This is a genomic window from Burkholderia sp. BCC1998, assembly GCF_905339875.1.
GTDB lineage: Bacteria > Pseudomonadota > Gammaproteobacteria > Burkholderiales > Burkholderiaceae > Burkholderia.
Window position 1 is genome coordinate 436,138 of sequence record NZ_CAJPHE010000001.1, and the last position, 15,272, is coordinate 451,409.

The window sequence follows — 15,272 nt, forward strand, 5'->3', positions numbered from 1 at the left end:
CATCGAGCCGAGCGAGCCGCACGAGTCATGTTCATGGGAGATGATCTGAATGAACGCTTGGTTATCGTGGCGTCCCAGTGAGCAGCATGCACAGATCGTGCGCAACATGCTGCGTCGCGGGACGCGTGTCAGTCACCATTTATTCAGCGTCGTCGGCTGTTTCGCCGTCGCGATCGCACTGGCCCTGTGGCTGCTGCCGACCGTGCGCGGGAACCTCGCCGCGAAGCTGATGCCGGTCGTATCCGCGGCCGTGCAGGCCGGTCCGGCCCGTCTGCTGACCGGCCATCCGCTGCCGAACTTCGCGCCCGCCGGCGCGCAGCCGCAGCAGGAAGAGGCTCCCGAGACGGATGCGCTTGCCGTCGGTCTTGACGTGGCACCGGAAACCGCCGCGCAAAGCGATGCGTCCGATCCGGCCCGCAACGGCCCGTCGCCTGTGGCGCTCGCGAAACTGATCCCGTCCCAGCGGGTCCCGGCCGATGCGCGCGACGACCGTGCGCTCGCGTCGAACCGCCAGCAGGCGCTCGTCGCCACCTACCTGTCGCGCCGTTACCGGGTCGCCCAGGAGCCGCTCGGCCAGCTCGTCAAGGCCGCGTTCCAGACCGGCCACGACGTCGGCCTCGATCCGCTGCTGCTGCTGTCCGTGATGGCGATCGAATCGGGCTTCAACCCGTACGCGGAAAGCGGCGTCGGCGCGCAAGGCCTGATGCAGGTCATGTCGAAGGTCCATTCCGACAAGTTCGAATATTTCGGCGGTACCGACACCGCGCTGCAGCCGCTCGCGAACCTGCAGGTCGGCGCGCTCGTGCTGAAGGACTGCATCGCCCGCGGCGGCTCGCTTGCGAACGGCCTGCGTCTGTACAACGGCTCGACCAACCCGGACGACACCGTGTACGGCTCGAAGGTCATGGCCGAGCGCGGCCGCCTGCGCGACGTCGCGCACGGCCGCAGCGTGCCGGTCAATGCGCCGCAGGCGCCGGCCCAGCCGTCGAAGCCGATCGTCACCGCGGCCGTGACGGCAGCGGCAGGCAGCACGAAGCGCGTGCACGCGACGCTCGACACCGCGCAGCCGATCGCCGCGAAGGCCGCGGCGGCGCCGAAGGGCGCGCCGCAGCAGGACGACGCAAGCGTCGACACCGCGAAGCAGGCGCACGGCGATCATTCGGAGCTCGGCGCGTAACGCAACGCCCCGCGGTTCCGGCAGGACTCAAGCAAAAAGGCACCCGATTCGGGTGCCTTTTTGTTTTGGCGCGGACGGTAGCGCCCGGCACGCCGGCCGGGAGGGCCGCTCGGACGTCAGTGCTGGCCGAACAGCGTCGCGAGCCGCTCGACGGCCTCTTCGAGGCGCGAATAGGCGGTCGCATAGGACAGCCGGATATAGTCGCGCGGCGCATGCACGCCGAAATCCATGCCCGGCACCAGCACGACGCCCGCGTCGTGCAGCATCGCCTGCGTGAGCGCCGCGCTGTCGCCGGCCGCCGGATGGGCGACGCCGCCGCAGTGCGCATAGACGTAGAACGCGCCGTCCGGCATCACGGGCACCGTGAAGCCGAGCCGTTCGAGCGCCGGCGCGATGAAGTCGCGGCGACGCTTGAATTCGAGGCGGCGCGCCTCGTAGATGTCGAGCGCCGCCGGTTCGAAGCACGCGAGCGCCGCGTGCTGCGCGAGCGTGGACGGGCAGATGAACAGGTTCTGCGACAGCTTTTCGAACGTGCTCACGAGCGCGGGCGGTACGACCAGCCAGCCGAGCCGCCAGCCGGTCATGCTGAAGTACTTCGAGAAGCTGTTGACGGTGACGACATCATCGCCGTACGACAGCGCCGACACGGGCGCCGCGTCATAGCTGAGCCCCTGGTAGATCTCGTCGACGATCGTGAAGCCGCCGCGTGCGCGCACGGCTGCGACGATCCGCTTCAGTTCGTCCGGCTCGAGCGACGTGCCGGTCGGGTTCGACGGCGACGCGAGCAGCACGCCGCGCGTGCGGCTGCCCCAGCGCGTGCGGACGTCGTCCGCGGTGAGCTGGAAGCGCGCTTCCGGGCCGCTCGGCACGAGCACCGGGCGGCCTTCGGCCGCCGCGACGAAGTGCCGGTTGCACGGGTACGACGGGTCGGGCATCAGCACCTCGTCGTCGCGGCCCACGAGCGCGAGGCACGCGAGCAGCAGCGCGGCCGACGCGCCGGCCGTCACGACGATCCGCTCGGGGCTGATCGTGAGGCCGTACGCGCGCGCGTAGTGCGCGGCGATCGCTTCGCGCAGCGGCGCGATGCCGAGCGCGCTCGTGTACTGCGTGACGCCGCGGCGCAACGCGGCCGCCGCCGCCTCGACGACGGGCTCCGGTGCGGTGAAGTCCGGCTCGCCGATGCCCATGTGGATAACGTCGCGCCCGGAGGACTCGAGCCGCTGTGCCTCCTTCATCAGTTCCATCACGTAGAAGGGCTGGATCGCGTCGACGCGTGCGGCGAGCGTGACGAGCGAATCGGCGGTGGTATTCATCGGTCGGGCGGAGCGGGGAGGGGGAGGGAGAACGAAAAACGGGCGCTCGCGCGCCCGTCTACCTGCGGAATCAGCCGTTGCGGCGCGCCTGCGTTTCGGCGGGGCGCAGCTTCGCGGCGAGCTTGTCGAGCACGCCGTTGACGTACTTGTAGCCGTCGGAGCCGCCGAACGTCTTCGCGAGTTCGACTGCTTCGTTGATGATCACGCGGTACGGCGTTTCGACATGATGCGTGAGCTCGAACGTCGCGATCAGCAGCACGGCGCGTTCGACCGGCGACAGCTGGTCGACCGGACGGTCCAGCGACGGCGTGAGGGCTTCGACGAGCGTCGCATGCTCGCGAATCACGCCGTGCAGGATCGCGTCGAGCAGCTCCTTGTCGGCCTTGTCGTAACCGAGCGCGCCGCGCAGTTGCGCGTCGATCTCGCCGGGGGCCGCGTTCGACAGCAGCCACTGATACAGGCCCTGCGTCGCCAGCTCGCGCGATTGTCGGCGGGCGCTCTTCTTCATGCGCGCTCCTCTTCGTCGTCTTCGTCTTCTTCTTCGTCCTCGTCGTCGCCGAGCTGGTCGAGTGCCATCGTCAGGTTGGCCATCTCGACCGCGACGCGTGCGGCGTCACGACCCTTTTCGGTCATGCGCGCGACGGCCTGCTCGTCGTTTTCGGTCGTCAGGACCGCGTTCGCGATCGGCAGGTTGAAGTCGAGGCCGATGCGGGTGATGCCCGCGCCGCTTTCGTTCGACACGAGTTCGAAATGGTACGTCTCGCCGCGGATCACCGCGCCGAGCGCGATCAGTGCGTCGAACTGGCCGCTTTCCGCGAGCTTCTGCAGCGCGAGCGGGATTTCCAGCGCGCCGGGCACCGACACGAGCAGCACGTCTTCACCGGAGACGCCGAGGCGCTCGAGTTCTTCGACGCACGCATCGGCGAGGCCGTTGCAGACGGGTTCGTTGAAGCGGGATTGCACGATGCCGATACGCAGGCCGTCGCCTTCGAGATTCGGTTGGTATTGTCCGATTTCCATGATCTGGTCCGTGGTGTGGATGAACGGTTATAGGGCGAAAGCGTCGTGGCGGGTTACGCGTGGGACGCCGGGCAGGACTTGGCTTCGCCGCCGGGCATCGGAATGAAGCCCGTGACTTCGAGGCCGTAGCCGGACATGCTGCCCAGCTTGCGCGGATTCGACAGCACCTGCATCCTGGCGACGCCGACATCGCGCAGGATCTGCGCGCCGATGCCGAACGTCTTGAAATCGACCGGCCGGCGCTTCAGCGCAGCGGCCTTTTCTTCCTCGTCGAACGCCTTGAAGACGTCGATCAGATGTTCCTTCGTGTCGCCGCAGTTGAGCAGCACGATCACGCCGAGGTCGCGTTCCGCGATGTCGCGCATCGCCGCGTCGAGCGTCCACGAGTGCGTCGAGACGCCCGTCTCGAGCAGGTCGAGGACCGACAGCGGCTCGTGCACGCGCACGGGCGTATCGACGTCGGGCGACGGCGTGCCGCGCACCAGCGCGATGTGCGGCGAGCCGCTCGGCTGGTCGCGGTACAGCACCGCGCGGAACGTGCCGTGCGCGGTCTGCATCGTGCGCTCGGCGATCCGCTCGATGATCGATTCGGTGCGGCTGCGGTACTGGATCAGGTCGGCGATCGTGCCGATCTTCAGGCCGTGTTCCTTCGCGAACTCGAGCAGGTCGGGCAGGCGCGCCATCGTGCCGTCGTCCTTGATGACCTCGCAGATCACCGCGGCCGGCGTGAGCCCGGCGAGCGCGGTGAAGTCGCAGCCGGCCTCGGTGTGGCCGGCGCGCACGAGCACGCCGCCCGGCTGCGCCATGATCGGGAACACGTGGCCCGGCTGCACGATGTGCTCGGGACGGACGTCGTGCGCGACCGCCGTGGCGATCGTGTGCGCGCGATCGGCGGCCGAGATGCCGGTCGTCACGCCTTCGGCCGCTTCGATGCTGACCGTGAACGCGGTGCCGTACTGGGTGCCGTTGCGGTAGGTCATCAGCGGCAGGTGCAGCTGCTTGCAGCGTTCCTGCGTCAACGTCAGACAAATCAGGCCGCGGCCGTACTTGGCCATGAAGTTGATCGCTTCCGGCGTGACGAATTCGGCGGCGATCACGAGGTCGCCTTCGTTTTCGCGGTCTTCTTCGTCGACCAGGATCACCATCCGGCCGGCTTTCAACTCCGCGATGATGTCGAGCGTGGAGGCGAGCGTCATAAGGGGGCGAGAAAGAGGAAAGTGCGTATTTTACGCCAGCCGGACCGCGTTTCGGCTGGCACCGGCTGCGCGCGGCCGGCGAGCGCGCCGAAACGCGGTGCGACCGGCCTGCGAGGCGGGCCTGCCCGGGCCGCCGCGGCCCGCCCGATGTCAGGCAGCCGCAGGCTGGCCGGGGCCCCGCCGTGCGTCACGCGTGGTCGTTGCGGCCGCCGAGGTAGTCGAGCTTGCCGAGCTCGACGCCGCTGTGACGCAGGATGTCGTACGCCGTCGTCACGTGGAAGAAGAAGTTGGGCAGCACGAAGTTCAGCAGGTACGACTGCCCGGTGAACTCGATCGGACCGACACGCATCTTGAGCACGACCTGGCGTGCTTCGCTGCCGTCGATCTGCGCGGCGTCGAAGCCTTTCAGGTAGTCGATCGTCTTCTGGATGCGCGCATGCAGTTCGTCGAACGTCTGCTCGACGTCGGGGAAGCTCGGGATGTCGACGCCGGCGAGCCGCGCGGCGCAACCCTTGGCCGTGTCGGTCGCGATGTACACCTGGCGGACGAGCGGCAGCATGTCCGGATAGAGGCGTGCGCCGATGAACACCGACGGGTCGATCTGCTTCTCGGCCGCGTGCGCCTGCGCCTTGCCGAGGATGTGCTGCAGGTTGGTCAGGCCGCGGATCAGGACGGGCAGCGAAGCCTGGTACATCGAGATGGACATGGGGACGACTCCTGGAGGAAAAGGGGGCAGCCGGTACGCGGCGCACCGTGCGTCGCGGCGCCGAAAACGCTGCCGTTGCATCTTAGCGCGACGGGATGGCGCGTGCGCGTCGTTGGCCATCAGGCCAGGTGCCGCGCCGAGCCGCCAGCCGCCAATCCCTGCCCGGAGGGCGGAACCGCCGGATCAGTCCTGATGCACGCCCTGCGATGCCGACATCATCCGCTCGACATACCGCGCGATCATGTCGATTTCGAGATTGACCTTGTCGCCGGCCTTCACGTGACGCAGCGTCGTGACATCGACCGTATGCGGGATCAGGTTGATCGAGAATTCGCAGCCGTCGGCGCGATCGTCGACCGTGTTGACGGTCAGGCTCACGCCGTTGACCGTGATCGAGCCCTTGTACGCCAGATAGCGGCCGAGCTCGCGCGGTGCGACGATGCGCAGCTCGTGCGACTCGCCGACCGGCGCGAAGCGCGTCACGGTACCGAGGCCGTCGACGTGGCCCGACACGATGTGCCCGCCGAGGCGGTCGTGCGCGCGCAGCGCCTTCTCGAGGTTCACTTCGCCCGGTTGCGCGAGGCCGACCGTGCGGTTCAGGCTTTCGCGCGACACGTCGACGTCGAATCCGGTGCCGGTCTTGGCGATCACCGTCATGCACGCACCCTGGATCGCGATGCTGTCGCCGAGCGCGACATCGGCGAGGTCGAGCCCGCCGGCCTGTACGGTCAGCCGCACGCCCGCGTCGGGCGACGCGCCGAGCGGGGTGATCGATTCGATGCGGCCGACGGCCGCGACAATTCCGGTAAACATCGTGACGGCTCCGTTCAATGCGTGGCAGGGGGCGGCGCGACACGCGCCAGGATCCGCAGATCGTCGCCGATCCGCTCGACGCTGTGGAACGCGAGCCGCGTGCGGGCGTCGAGGCTCGCCGGCGCGGCGAGGTCGAACATGCCGGCCGCGTCGCTGCCGAGCAGGCTCGGCGCGAGATAGACCAGCAGCTCGTCGACGCACTGCTCGCGCAGCAGCGAGCCGTTCAGCTTGTGGCCGGCCTCGACGTGCAGTTCGTTGACGCCGCGCGCGCCGAGCGCCGCCAGCATCGCGGGCAGGTCGACCTTGCCGTGCGCATTCGCGAGCGGCACGATTTCCGCGCCGCGCGACTTCAGCACGTTCGCGCGCACTTCGCCGGCGGCATCGAGCCGGCCGCAGAAGATCAGCAGCGGCGCGCCCTCGAGCAGGCGCGCATCGAGCGGCAGGTCGAGGCGGCTGTCGACCAGCACGCGCTGCGGCTGGCGCGGCGTGTCGATGCCGCGCACGGTCAGGAGCGGGTTGTCCTCGCGTACGGTGCCGATCCCGGTGAGGATCGCGCACGCGCGCGCGCGCCATGCGTGGCCGTCGAGGCGCGCGGCCTCGCCGGTGATCCACTGGCTTTCGCCGGACGGCAGCGCGGTGCGTGCATCGAGCGACGCGGCCGTCTTCATCCGCACCCACGGGCGGCCGCGCGTCATCCGCGACACGAAGCCGATGTTCAGTTCGCCCGCTTCATGCGCGAGCAGCCCGCAGCGCACGTCGACGCCCGCGTCGCGCAGCATTCCGAGGCCGCGCCCGGACACCTGCGGATTCGGGTCTTCCATCGCCGCGACGACCTTCGCGACGCGCGCGTCGATCAGCGCGTTCGCGCACGGCGGCGTGCGGCCGAAGTGGCTGCACGGCTCGAGCGTCACGTACACGGTGGCGCCGGCGACGTCGTGGCCGCGCGCGCGCGCGTCCTTCAGCGCCTGCACTTCCGCGTGGTCCTGGCCGGCCGGCTGCGTGAAGCCTTCGCCGATCACGTCGCCGTCCTTGACGATCACGCAGCCGACGCGGGGGTTCGGCGCGGTCGTATACATGCCGCGCGCCGCGAGCGTCAGCGCGCGCTGCATGTGGGCGAAATCGGTATCCGAGAACATGCGTGCGGACCCGGGTCAGGCGGCCAGCGCCGCGAACGCGCGGCGCGCGGCCGCGAGCGTCGCGTCGATCACCGCGTCGTCGTGCGTGCTCGACACGAAGCCGGCCTCATACGCGGACGGCGCGAAGTACACGCCTTCGTCCAGCATCAGGTGGAAGAAGCGGTTGAAGCGCTCGGTGTCGCTCTTCGTGACTTCCGCGAAGCTGGTCGGCACGCGCTCGGCGAAGTACAGGCCGAACATCGCGCCGATCGAGTCGGCCGCGAACGGCACGCCGGCCGCGCGCGCTTCGGCCGCGAGGCCGTCGGCGAGGCGCTTCGTCTGCGCGGTGAGCGCGTCGTAGAAGCCGGGCGCCTGGATCAGCTGCAGCGTCTTCAGGCCCGCGGCGACCGCGATCGGGTTGCCCGACAGCGTGCCGGCCTGGTACACGCCGCCGAGCGGCGCGAGGTGGGTCATGATGTCGCGGCGGCCGCCGAACGCGGCAGCCGGCATCCCGCCGCCGATCACCTTGCCGAGGCAGGTGAGGTCGGCCGCGATCCCGTAGTACGCCTGCGCGCCGCCGAGCGCGACGCGGAAGCCGCACATCACTTCGTCGAAGATCAGCACGGCGCCGTGCTTCGTGCACAGCGCGCGCAGCGCGTTCAGGAACTCGGGCGTGCCGCGCACGAGGTTCATGTTGCCCGCGACGGGCTCGACGATCACCGCGGCGATCTCGTCGCCGAACGCGCCGAACGCTTCTTCCAGCGCGGCGACGTTGTTGTATTCGAGGACGGTCGTGTGCTTCGCGATGTCGGCGGGCACGCCGGCCGACGTCGGGTTGCCGAACGTCAGCAGGCCCGAGCCGGCCTTGACCAGCAGGCTGTCCGCGTGGCCGTGGTAGCAGCCCTCGAACTTGACGATGCGGCTGCGGCCCGTGAAGCCGCGCGCGAGACGCAGCGCGCTCATCGTGGCCTCGGTGCCGCTCGACACCATCCGCACCTGCTCGATCGACGGCACCAGCTTGCAGATTTCCTCGGCGATCTCGATTTCCGCTTCGGTCGGCGCGCCGAACGAGAAGCCGTCGGCGAGCACGCTCTGCACGGCCGACAGCACTTCCGGATGGACGTGGCCGACGATCATCGGGCCCCACGAGCCGATGTAGTCGATGTACTGCTTGCCGTCGGCATCCCAGAAGTACGGGCCTTGCGCGCGCGACACGAAGCGCGGCGTGCCGCCGACCGAACGGAAGGCGCGCACCGGCGAGTTGACGCCGCCCGGGATGGTCTTCTGGGCGCGTTCGAAGAGGATCTGATTGTTGGACATGTGCGAAACCTGCGAGAGAAGGGCGCGGGGGCCTGTGCACGGGCCGCGGCGCCTGAGCGGAACGATCGTCTGATTGTACCGGAGACGCGCGCGGCGGGCCGGCGGCCCGGTCTGCGGCCTTTGCGCGCGTGGGAGATTGGCCGGCGCGAACGGCGCGCGGCCGATCCGGCCCGCTTATCGTGGCGACCGGCGCTTGCCGGTCAGCTCGGCCCAGCGCTTCTCGAGCGGGCCTTCGACCATCGGCTTGATCGACGTGCCGGAGGACTGCGCGTCCCAGGTCTGCACCGAGTACGGATGCACGCGCAGCGCGTCGCGCGGGATCACGACGTCCTGGTGGGCGTCGACCAGCCAGTCGTAGACGAAATCGATGCACAGCCGGTAGCCGCGCTTCGTCGCCGGGTCGGGCACCTCGTAGGGCGCGCGCGTCACGTAGCCCGAGCCGAACACGCCCTTCGGCTCCTGCGCGACGCGGTGCAGGAACACACGGTCGCCCGGCAGGATGCCGCGCGCGAAGCCGCAGCCCCACACGTCGTGCACGGCCTCGCCGGCCTTCACGCGCGCGGCGACGTCGGGCAGCTCGGGCCACGGCCATTTCTTGGGGCTCCAGATCAGCAGGAAGGCGGTCATCGGGTCGGTCGTGCGTCGGATTGATCAGACAAGAGAGGCGGGGAGCAGCAAGCTTAATCGAATCCGAGCGCGGTCTGCCGCGACGCCGGTCATTCGCGCGTGTTCCAACCTGGCGCGGCAGACCGCGCGCGGCACGCGAAAAAGTTGCGCGTACAATCATGTGCTCGAACGCGCCGCTTGCGGCGTAGCCTCCCGTCTTCACCGCCACGCGTGCCCCGATGCGCGCGGGCCTCCATTGCGGATACCCATGTCCCACGTCGTCCGGCGCCGGCCCGATGCCCGGCTGATCCTGTTGCTCGGCGCGCTCGCCGCCTGCGGGCCGATCGCCACCGACATGTACCTGCCGAGCCTGCCGTCGATCGCCGACGGCTTCTCCGTGAGCCCCGGCGCCGCGCAGCGCACGCTGACGAGCTTCATGGCCGGCTTCTCGATCGGCATGCTGCTGTACGGTCCGCTGTCCGACACGTGGGGCCGCCGGCCCGTGCTGCTCGGCGGCATCGCGCTGTTCACGCTCGCGAGTGTCGGCTGCTTCGTGTCGGGCTCGATCGACATGCTGATCCTCGTGCGCTTCCTGCAGGCGCTCGGCGCGGGCGCCGCGTCGGTGCTCGCCCGTGCGATCGCGCGCGACGCGCACGAGCCGACCGATGCGGCGAAGGTACTGTCGATGGTCGCGATCGTCACCGCGGTCGGGCCGCTGCTCGCGCCGCTGATCGGCGGCCAGATCCTGCGCTTCGCCGGCTGGCGCGGCGTGTTCGTCGTGCTGGCCGCGTTCGGTGCGCTGTGCGCGGCGACCGCGTACCTGCGCGTGCCCGAAACCTGGCCGAAGGAGCGGCGCAAGAGCACGGCCGTGCTCGCGTCGTTCGCGTCGTACGGGCGCATCCTGTCCGATCCGGTCGCGTGGGGGCACATGCTGTGCGGCGGGATGGCGTTCGCGTCGATGTTCTCCTACATCACCGCGACGCCGTTCGTGTACATCGAGTATTTCCACGTGTCGCCGCAGCATTACGGGCTGCTGTTCGGCCTGAACGTCGTCGGGATCATGATCGGCAACTTCGCGAACACGCGGCTCGTTGGGCGCATCGGCTCGCTGCGGATCATCGCGGCGGCGTCGCTCGTGAGCTGCGTCGCGTCGCTCGCGGTCGCGCTGGTCGCGCTGACGGGGTGGGGCGGGCTGTGGTCGATCGTCGTGTGCCTGTTCTTCGTCGTCGGCGTGGTCGGGATCCTGTCCGCGAACTGCACGACCGACCTGATGCATCGCTATCCGCACAACGCGGGCGCGTCGGCGGCCGTGTTCGGCGCGATGCAGCTCGCGCTCGGCGCGCTCGCGAGCGTCGCGATCGGCGCACTGGCGGACGGCACGCCGTTCGCGATGGGCGTGACGATCGGCGTCTGCGGCGCGCTGTGTTTCGTCGGGCGTTACCTCGTGCTGCGCTGGCATGGCCGGCCGGTGAAAGCGGGGGCTTGAGCCGGCGCGGTCGCGGCATGAAAAAACGCCACCGCGCGATGCGTCGGTGGCGTTTTTTCTCGGGCGGGCGGAAAGCGGCAGCCGCCGTACCGTGTCGGGCGTCAATCCCGCGCGACATCCTTCGCCGCCGGCGACGCACCGTGGCTCAGCCAGTCGAGCACGTCGGCCGTTTCGTCGTCGCTCGCCCGCGCGCGCGCCTGCGCGACGGCCTCCGGCAGCTCGCCGTTGGTCGACGCGCGACGGATCGCGACGCCGACCGCGAGGATGTCGATCATCAGCAGATGCAGGATCCGCGAGATCATCGACAGCTGCGATTCGCGCATCTCGATGTGATCGGTCTCGAGCGCGACGGTCGCGCGCTTCGCGAGCGGCGTGTTGCTCGACGTGATCGCGATCACCTTCGCGCCGGCCTGCATCGCGACCTCCAGCACACGCAACAGTTCCGGCGCGCGCCCCGACTTCGACACCGCGACGATCACGTCGCCCTTGCCGAGCAGCGCGGCCGATGCGGCCTGCATGTACAGGTCGCCGTACGCGATCGTCGGGATTCCGAAGCGGAAGAACTTGTAGTGCGCGTCCTGCGCGACGATGTTCGAGTTGCCGAGCCCGTAGAACTCGATGCGGCGCGCGCCGTTCAGGATCTCGATCGCGTTCTCGACGTGCTCGAAGTTCAGGTGTTCGCGCAACTGCAGGATCGCGGACACCGTGTTGTCGAGCACCTTCGCGCCGAAGTCGGTGGCCGTGTCGCCGAGATGGACCTGGCTGTGGCTCATCGGAATCGTGCCGGTGAGGCCGGTCGCGAGCTTCAGCTTGAAGTCCGACAGCCCCTGGCAGCCGAGCGAGCGGCAGAAGCGGATCACCGTCGGCTGGCTCACGTCCGCCTTGCGCGCGATGTCGACGATCGGGTCGTTGATGATCGAGCGCGGATGGTTCAGCGCGAGATCGGCGACGCGGCGCTCGGCCGGCGTCAGCGCGTCGCGCATCTGGCGGATCCGCTCGAACACGGCCGACGACGCACCGCCCGAACGGTTCGACAGCTGCTCCGCGAGGATCGCCGATACCCCGAGGAACGCCGGATATTCGGCGGTGATCAGGTAGGTCGGGATGTTCTGGAGATACTGCGTGAAGCGGCCCTTCGCCTCGAAGCGTGCGCGGAACGACGAGCGCGTGAACAGTTCGCCGAGCTTCAGCGCGACGCCGCCGCCGATGTACACACCGCCGAGCGCGCCGAGCGTCAGCGCGACGCTGCCCGCGAACGCGCCGAGGATCCCGCAGAAGCATTCGACCGTCTCGAGCGCGAGTGCGTCGCCCGCATGCGCACGTTCGACGATCTCGGCCGTGTCGACGGTCGCGGCAACGCGCTTCTTGTCGCGCGCGGCGAGCGCACGATAGATGATCTCGATGCCGGGCCCCGCGCACACGCGCTCGAACGACACGTGCGGAAACTTCTTGCGCGCGTACTGCAGCACGAGATCCTCGCGCTCGTCCTGCGGCGCGAACGACGCGTGACCGCCTTCGCTGCCGAGCGCGATCCAGCGGTCGTCCGCCGGAATCAGGCCGGACACGCCGAGCCCGGTGCCGGGCCCGAGCAGCCCGATCACGCTGTTCTGGCGGCGCGCGCCGCCGCCGATCTGCACGCGCTGCGCATCGGTCAGGCCCGGCAGCGCCATCGCGAGCGCGGTGAAGTCGTTGACGACGAGCAGCGTGTCGAAGCCGAGCGCGCGACGCGTCGCCTCGATCGAGAAGCTCCAGTCGTGATTGGTCATCGTCACCTGGTCGCCGTCGACCGGGTTCGCGATCGCGATCGCCGCGTGGTTCACGCGGCTGATCTTCACGTCCTTCAGATACTTGCGGATCGCGTCGGTGAGCGTCGGGTAGTCGGCGCCGGGATAGACGCGGATCTGCGTGATCTCGCCGGGGCCGGTTTCCAGCGCGAAACGCGCGTTGGTGCCGCCGACGTCCGCGAGCAGGCGCGGGCCGTCGGCATGCTGGCCCGCGACGACAGCCTTACTTTGCGCACCAGTAGACATCGAGCTGGGTCCCCTTGTCGTTGGCCAGTTGGGAAATCGCGTTCTTCTGCAGCGTCGCGGCCGCGGCGTCGAGGACGTCGCGCTTGCGGGTGCCCGCGATCAACAGGAACAGCCGGTCGACGCGCTTCAGCGCATCGAGCGAAAAGCTCACGCGTGCATGCGGCGCGGCGCCGGGATGCACGGCGACGAAGCGCTCGGGCGTCGTGATCGCATGGTCCCATTCGGGCGCGTCCGCGAAGATCGACGCCGTGTGGCCGTCCTCGCCCATGCCGAGCACCGCGACGTTCGGCACGCGGTAGTCGGCGTTGGCGTTGAGCGCGGCGACGTGCGCATCGAGCGATGCGCGCGTGTCGACGAGCGGCAGGAAGCGGGCAGGGGCCGCCGCGTGCTGCAGCAGCGTGTCGCGCACGAGCTGCGCGTTGCTGGCCGCATCGTTCTCCGGCACCCAGCGGTCGTCGACCAGCGTGACGTCGACGCCGGCCCAGTCGAGCGCTGCATGCGACAGCGTGTGCAGGAACGGGCGCGGGCTCGTGCCGCCGGACACCGCGAGCGTCGGGCGCGCGGGGCCGGCGAGCGCGGCGCGCAGCGCATCGCCGACGGCGCGCGCGAGCGCTTCGCTTTGCGCTTCCTGGGTGTCGAAAGCGTGGATCTCGATCACATCTCCTCCGGACTGCTTTGTCTGTTCAATTCGTGCGAATCGTGGGGCACGTTGCCGCGCGCTGGCGCGCACGACAACGGTTTGCATCAGTTTTCTTCTTCGAGCCAGCAGGTGCCGTGCTGCGCGAGCATCGCGCTCGCCGCGGCCGGCCCCCACGTGCCTGCCGCGTACGGCTTCGGCGGCTTCAGCGAGCGTGCCCATTCGTTCAGGATCGGCTCGACCCAGCGCCACGCGGCTTCCTGCTCGTCGCGACGCACGAAGAGGGCGAGGCGGCCGTTGATCACGTCGAGCAGCAGGCGCTGGTACGCCTCCATCTGCCCTTCCTTGAAGAACTGGTCGAACGCGAGGTCGAGGTGCACGCTCGCGAGGTTCATCCCTTCGCCGGGCTGCTTCGCGAGGCAGTACAGGCGAATCGTCTCGTTCGGCTGCAGCCGGATCACGAGGCGGTTCGAACCAGGGCGCAGCGCGGTCGGGCCCAGCGCCGAGTGCGGCACCGGCCGGAAGTTCACGACGATCTCCGCGACGCGGTCGGCCAGACGCTTGCCGGTGCGCAGGAAGAACGGTACGCCGGCCCAGCGCCAGTTCTCGATCTCGACCTTCAGCGCGACGAAGGTTTCGGTCGGGCTGTCGGGTTTCACGCCGGGTTCGGTGGCATAGGCCGGCACCTGCGCGCCCTTGATCACGCCCGCATGATACTGGCCGCGCACCGCGACCTTGCCGATGTCGCGCGGATCGATGGGCTTCAGCGCACGCAGCACGCGCAGCTTCTCGTCGCGCACCGCGTCGGAATCCATCGAATGCGGCGGCTCCATCGCGACGATCGACAGCAGCTGCAGCAGGTGGTTCTGCACCATGTCGCGCAGCGCGCCCGTATTGTCGTAGAAATCGCCGCGCGCCTCGACGCCGAGCTCCTCGGCGATCGTGATCTGGATGCTCTCGACCCATTCGCGGCGCCACAGCGGCTCGAACAGCGCATTGCCGAAGCGCAGCGCGAGCAGGTTCTGTACCGGCTCCTTGCCGAGGTAGTGGTCGATCCGGTAGATCTGGTCTTCCGCGAAGATCTCGCCCACCGCGTCGTTGATCGCGTTCGACGATTTCAGGTCGTAGCCGAGCGGCTTCTCGAGCACGATGCGCGCGCCTTCGTTCAGGCCGACCGACGCGAGCGCCTTGCAGATCGGCACGAACAGCGACGGCCCTGTGGCGAGATAGAACACGCGGATGCCGGACAGCTGCGCGACCGCATCGCGCAGCACGACGTAGTCCTCCGCACGGCCGAGGTCGAGCTTCACGTATTCGATGCGCTCAAGGAAGGATTTCCACACGCTTTCGTCGAATGCCTTGCCGGCCGCCTTCGCCGCATGCGGCTTCACGTGCGTGTCGACCCACTCGAGATAGCCGGCCCGATCCGATTCGTGCCGCGCTACGGCAACGATCCGGCCGCTTTCCGCAAGCATGTTGCCGCGGTGCGCTTCGAACAGCGCGGGCAGGATCTTGCGCATCGACAGGTCGCCGGTGCCGCCGAAAAGTACGAAGGTAAAGCTGGAATCGGTATGCATGTGTCTCCGCCGATTGGGGGTGCTGGGAAGCAATCCGTAGTGCGATAAAAATATTTTTGACACTGAATTGTAGTTTAACTACAATCCGCCGCAAGGGGTAGCACCTGGGCGAAGAAAAAAAGAAGCGCGGTCGATGAACTGCGCGAGCTTCGCCTTCGGGAGCGCCTTGTGCCGAATGTTATCGGACATTGACGGTGCGCATCGTCCGCGCATCGTCGCCCCCGGGCTCGCGCCGCGGCATCGCGGCGGGCCAGAAACACAAAGAGGAGACACGCC

General features: G+C 69.0%; 14 protein-coding genes. 2 read left to right on the top strand and 12 right to left on the bottom strand.

Features of this window, described 5'->3' with window-relative positions; genetic code table 11:
* The first annotated feature begins 49 nt into the window (after nucleotides 1-49).
* Complete coding sequence (locus U5A56_RS01955) at nucleotides 50-1,177, top strand: lytic transglycosylase domain-containing protein (RefSeq protein WP_044846227.1); 1,128 nt, start codon at nucleotides 50-52, stop codon at nucleotides 1,175-1,177.
* A gap of 116 nt (nucleotides 1,178-1,293) precedes the next feature.
* Here U5A56_RS01955 and U5A56_RS01960 read toward each other — a convergent pair whose 3' ends face one another.
* The 9 genes from U5A56_RS01960 to U5A56_RS02000 form a co-directional block, all read right to left on the bottom strand.
* On the bottom strand, nucleotides 1,294-2,490 hold the full coding sequence (locus U5A56_RS01960; protein ID WP_044846226.1) for a pyridoxal phosphate-dependent aminotransferase: 1,197 nt from the start codon (nucleotides 2,488-2,490) through the stop codon (nucleotides 1,294-1,296).
* A gap of 70 nt (nucleotides 2,491-2,560) precedes the next feature.
* Nucleotides 2,561-2,998 carry a transcription antitermination factor NusB gene (nusB, locus tag U5A56_RS01965; protein ID WP_044846225.1) on the bottom strand — a complete coding sequence of 146 codons (438 nt, stop codon included), beginning with the start codon at nucleotides 2,996-2,998 and terminating at the stop codon, nucleotides 2,561-2,563.
* A complete protein-coding gene (gene ribH / locus U5A56_RS01970; RefSeq protein ID WP_040143614.1) occupies nucleotides 2,995-3,510 on the bottom strand; it encodes a 6,7-dimethyl-8-ribityllumazine synthase in 516 nt (171 codons plus the stop codon). The genes nusB and ribH overlap by 4 nt, the downstream gene beginning before the upstream one ends.
* Before the next feature lie 53 nt (nucleotides 3,511-3,563).
* Nucleotides 3,564-4,706, bottom strand: a complete 1,143-nt coding sequence (gene ribBA, locus U5A56_RS01975) for a bifunctional 3,4-dihydroxy-2-butanone-4-phosphate synthase/GTP cyclohydrolase II (protein WP_044846224.1) — start codon at nucleotides 4,704-4,706, stop codon at nucleotides 3,564-3,566.
* 187 nt (nucleotides 4,707-4,893) lie between these two features.
* On the bottom strand, nucleotides 4,894-5,412 hold the full coding sequence (locus tag U5A56_RS01980; RefSeq protein ID WP_044846223.1) for a DUF1993 family protein: 519 nt from the start codon (nucleotides 5,410-5,412) through the stop codon (nucleotides 4,894-4,896).
* A 183-nt stretch (nucleotides 5,413-5,595) separates the two neighbouring features.
* The gene (locus U5A56_RS01985; protein ID WP_044846222.1) at nucleotides 5,596-6,225 is read right to left on the bottom strand and encodes a riboflavin synthase; all 630 of its coding nucleotides are present in this window, start codon (nucleotides 6,223-6,225) and stop codon (nucleotides 5,596-5,598) included.
* Nucleotides 6,226-6,239: 14 nt separating this feature from the next.
* Complete coding sequence (gene ribD, locus U5A56_RS01990; protein WP_044846221.1) at nucleotides 6,240-7,361, bottom strand: bifunctional diaminohydroxyphosphoribosylaminopyrimidine deaminase/5-amino-6-(5-phosphoribosylamino)uracil reductase RibD; 1,122 nt, start codon at nucleotides 7,359-7,361, stop codon at nucleotides 6,240-6,242.
* Between the two features lie 15 nt (nucleotides 7,362-7,376).
* Entirely contained in the window at nucleotides 7,377-8,660 is a 1,284-nt protein-coding gene (gene hemL, locus U5A56_RS01995) for a glutamate-1-semialdehyde 2,1-aminomutase (protein WP_321920823.1), read from the bottom strand.
* 174 nt (nucleotides 8,661-8,834) lie between these two features.
* Nucleotides 8,835-9,287 carry a hypothetical protein gene (locus tag U5A56_RS02000; protein ID WP_321920824.1) on the bottom strand — a complete coding sequence of 151 codons (453 nt, stop codon included), beginning with the start codon at nucleotides 9,285-9,287 and terminating at the stop codon, nucleotides 8,835-8,837.
* A 247-nt stretch (nucleotides 9,288-9,534) separates the two neighbouring features.
* Here U5A56_RS02000 and U5A56_RS02005 point away from each other — a divergent pair, with 247 nt between their 5' ends.
* Entirely contained in the window at nucleotides 9,535-10,752 is a 1,218-nt protein-coding gene (locus U5A56_RS02005) for a Bcr/CflA family multidrug efflux MFS transporter (RefSeq protein WP_321920825.1), read from the top strand.
* Nucleotides 10,753-10,853: 101 nt separating this feature from the next.
* Here the strand turns inward: U5A56_RS02005 and U5A56_RS02010 are convergent, their stop codons facing one another.
* The 3 genes from U5A56_RS02010 to zwf all read right to left on the bottom strand — a co-directional run bounded on the left by U5A56_RS02010 (nucleotide 10,854) and on the right by zwf (nucleotide 14,996).
* Nucleotides 10,854-12,782: a bifunctional transcriptional regulator/glucokinase gene (locus U5A56_RS02010; protein WP_124487775.1), complete on the bottom strand. Its 1,929-nt coding sequence runs from the start codon at nucleotides 12,780-12,782 to the stop codon at nucleotides 10,854-10,856.
* On the bottom strand, nucleotides 12,760-13,440 hold the full coding sequence (pgl, locus tag U5A56_RS02015) for a 6-phosphogluconolactonase (protein ID WP_044846214.1): 681 nt from the start codon (nucleotides 13,438-13,440) through the stop codon (nucleotides 12,760-12,762). Before pgl ends, U5A56_RS02010 begins: the two co-directional genes overlap by 23 nt.
* 86 nt (nucleotides 13,441-13,526) lie before the next feature.
* Nucleotides 13,527-14,996, bottom strand: coding sequence for a glucose-6-phosphate dehydrogenase (gene zwf / locus U5A56_RS02020; protein WP_124487777.1), 1,470 nt, complete (start codon nucleotides 14,994-14,996; stop codon nucleotides 13,527-13,529).
* Between the last annotated feature and the right edge of the window lie 276 nt (nucleotides 14,997-15,272).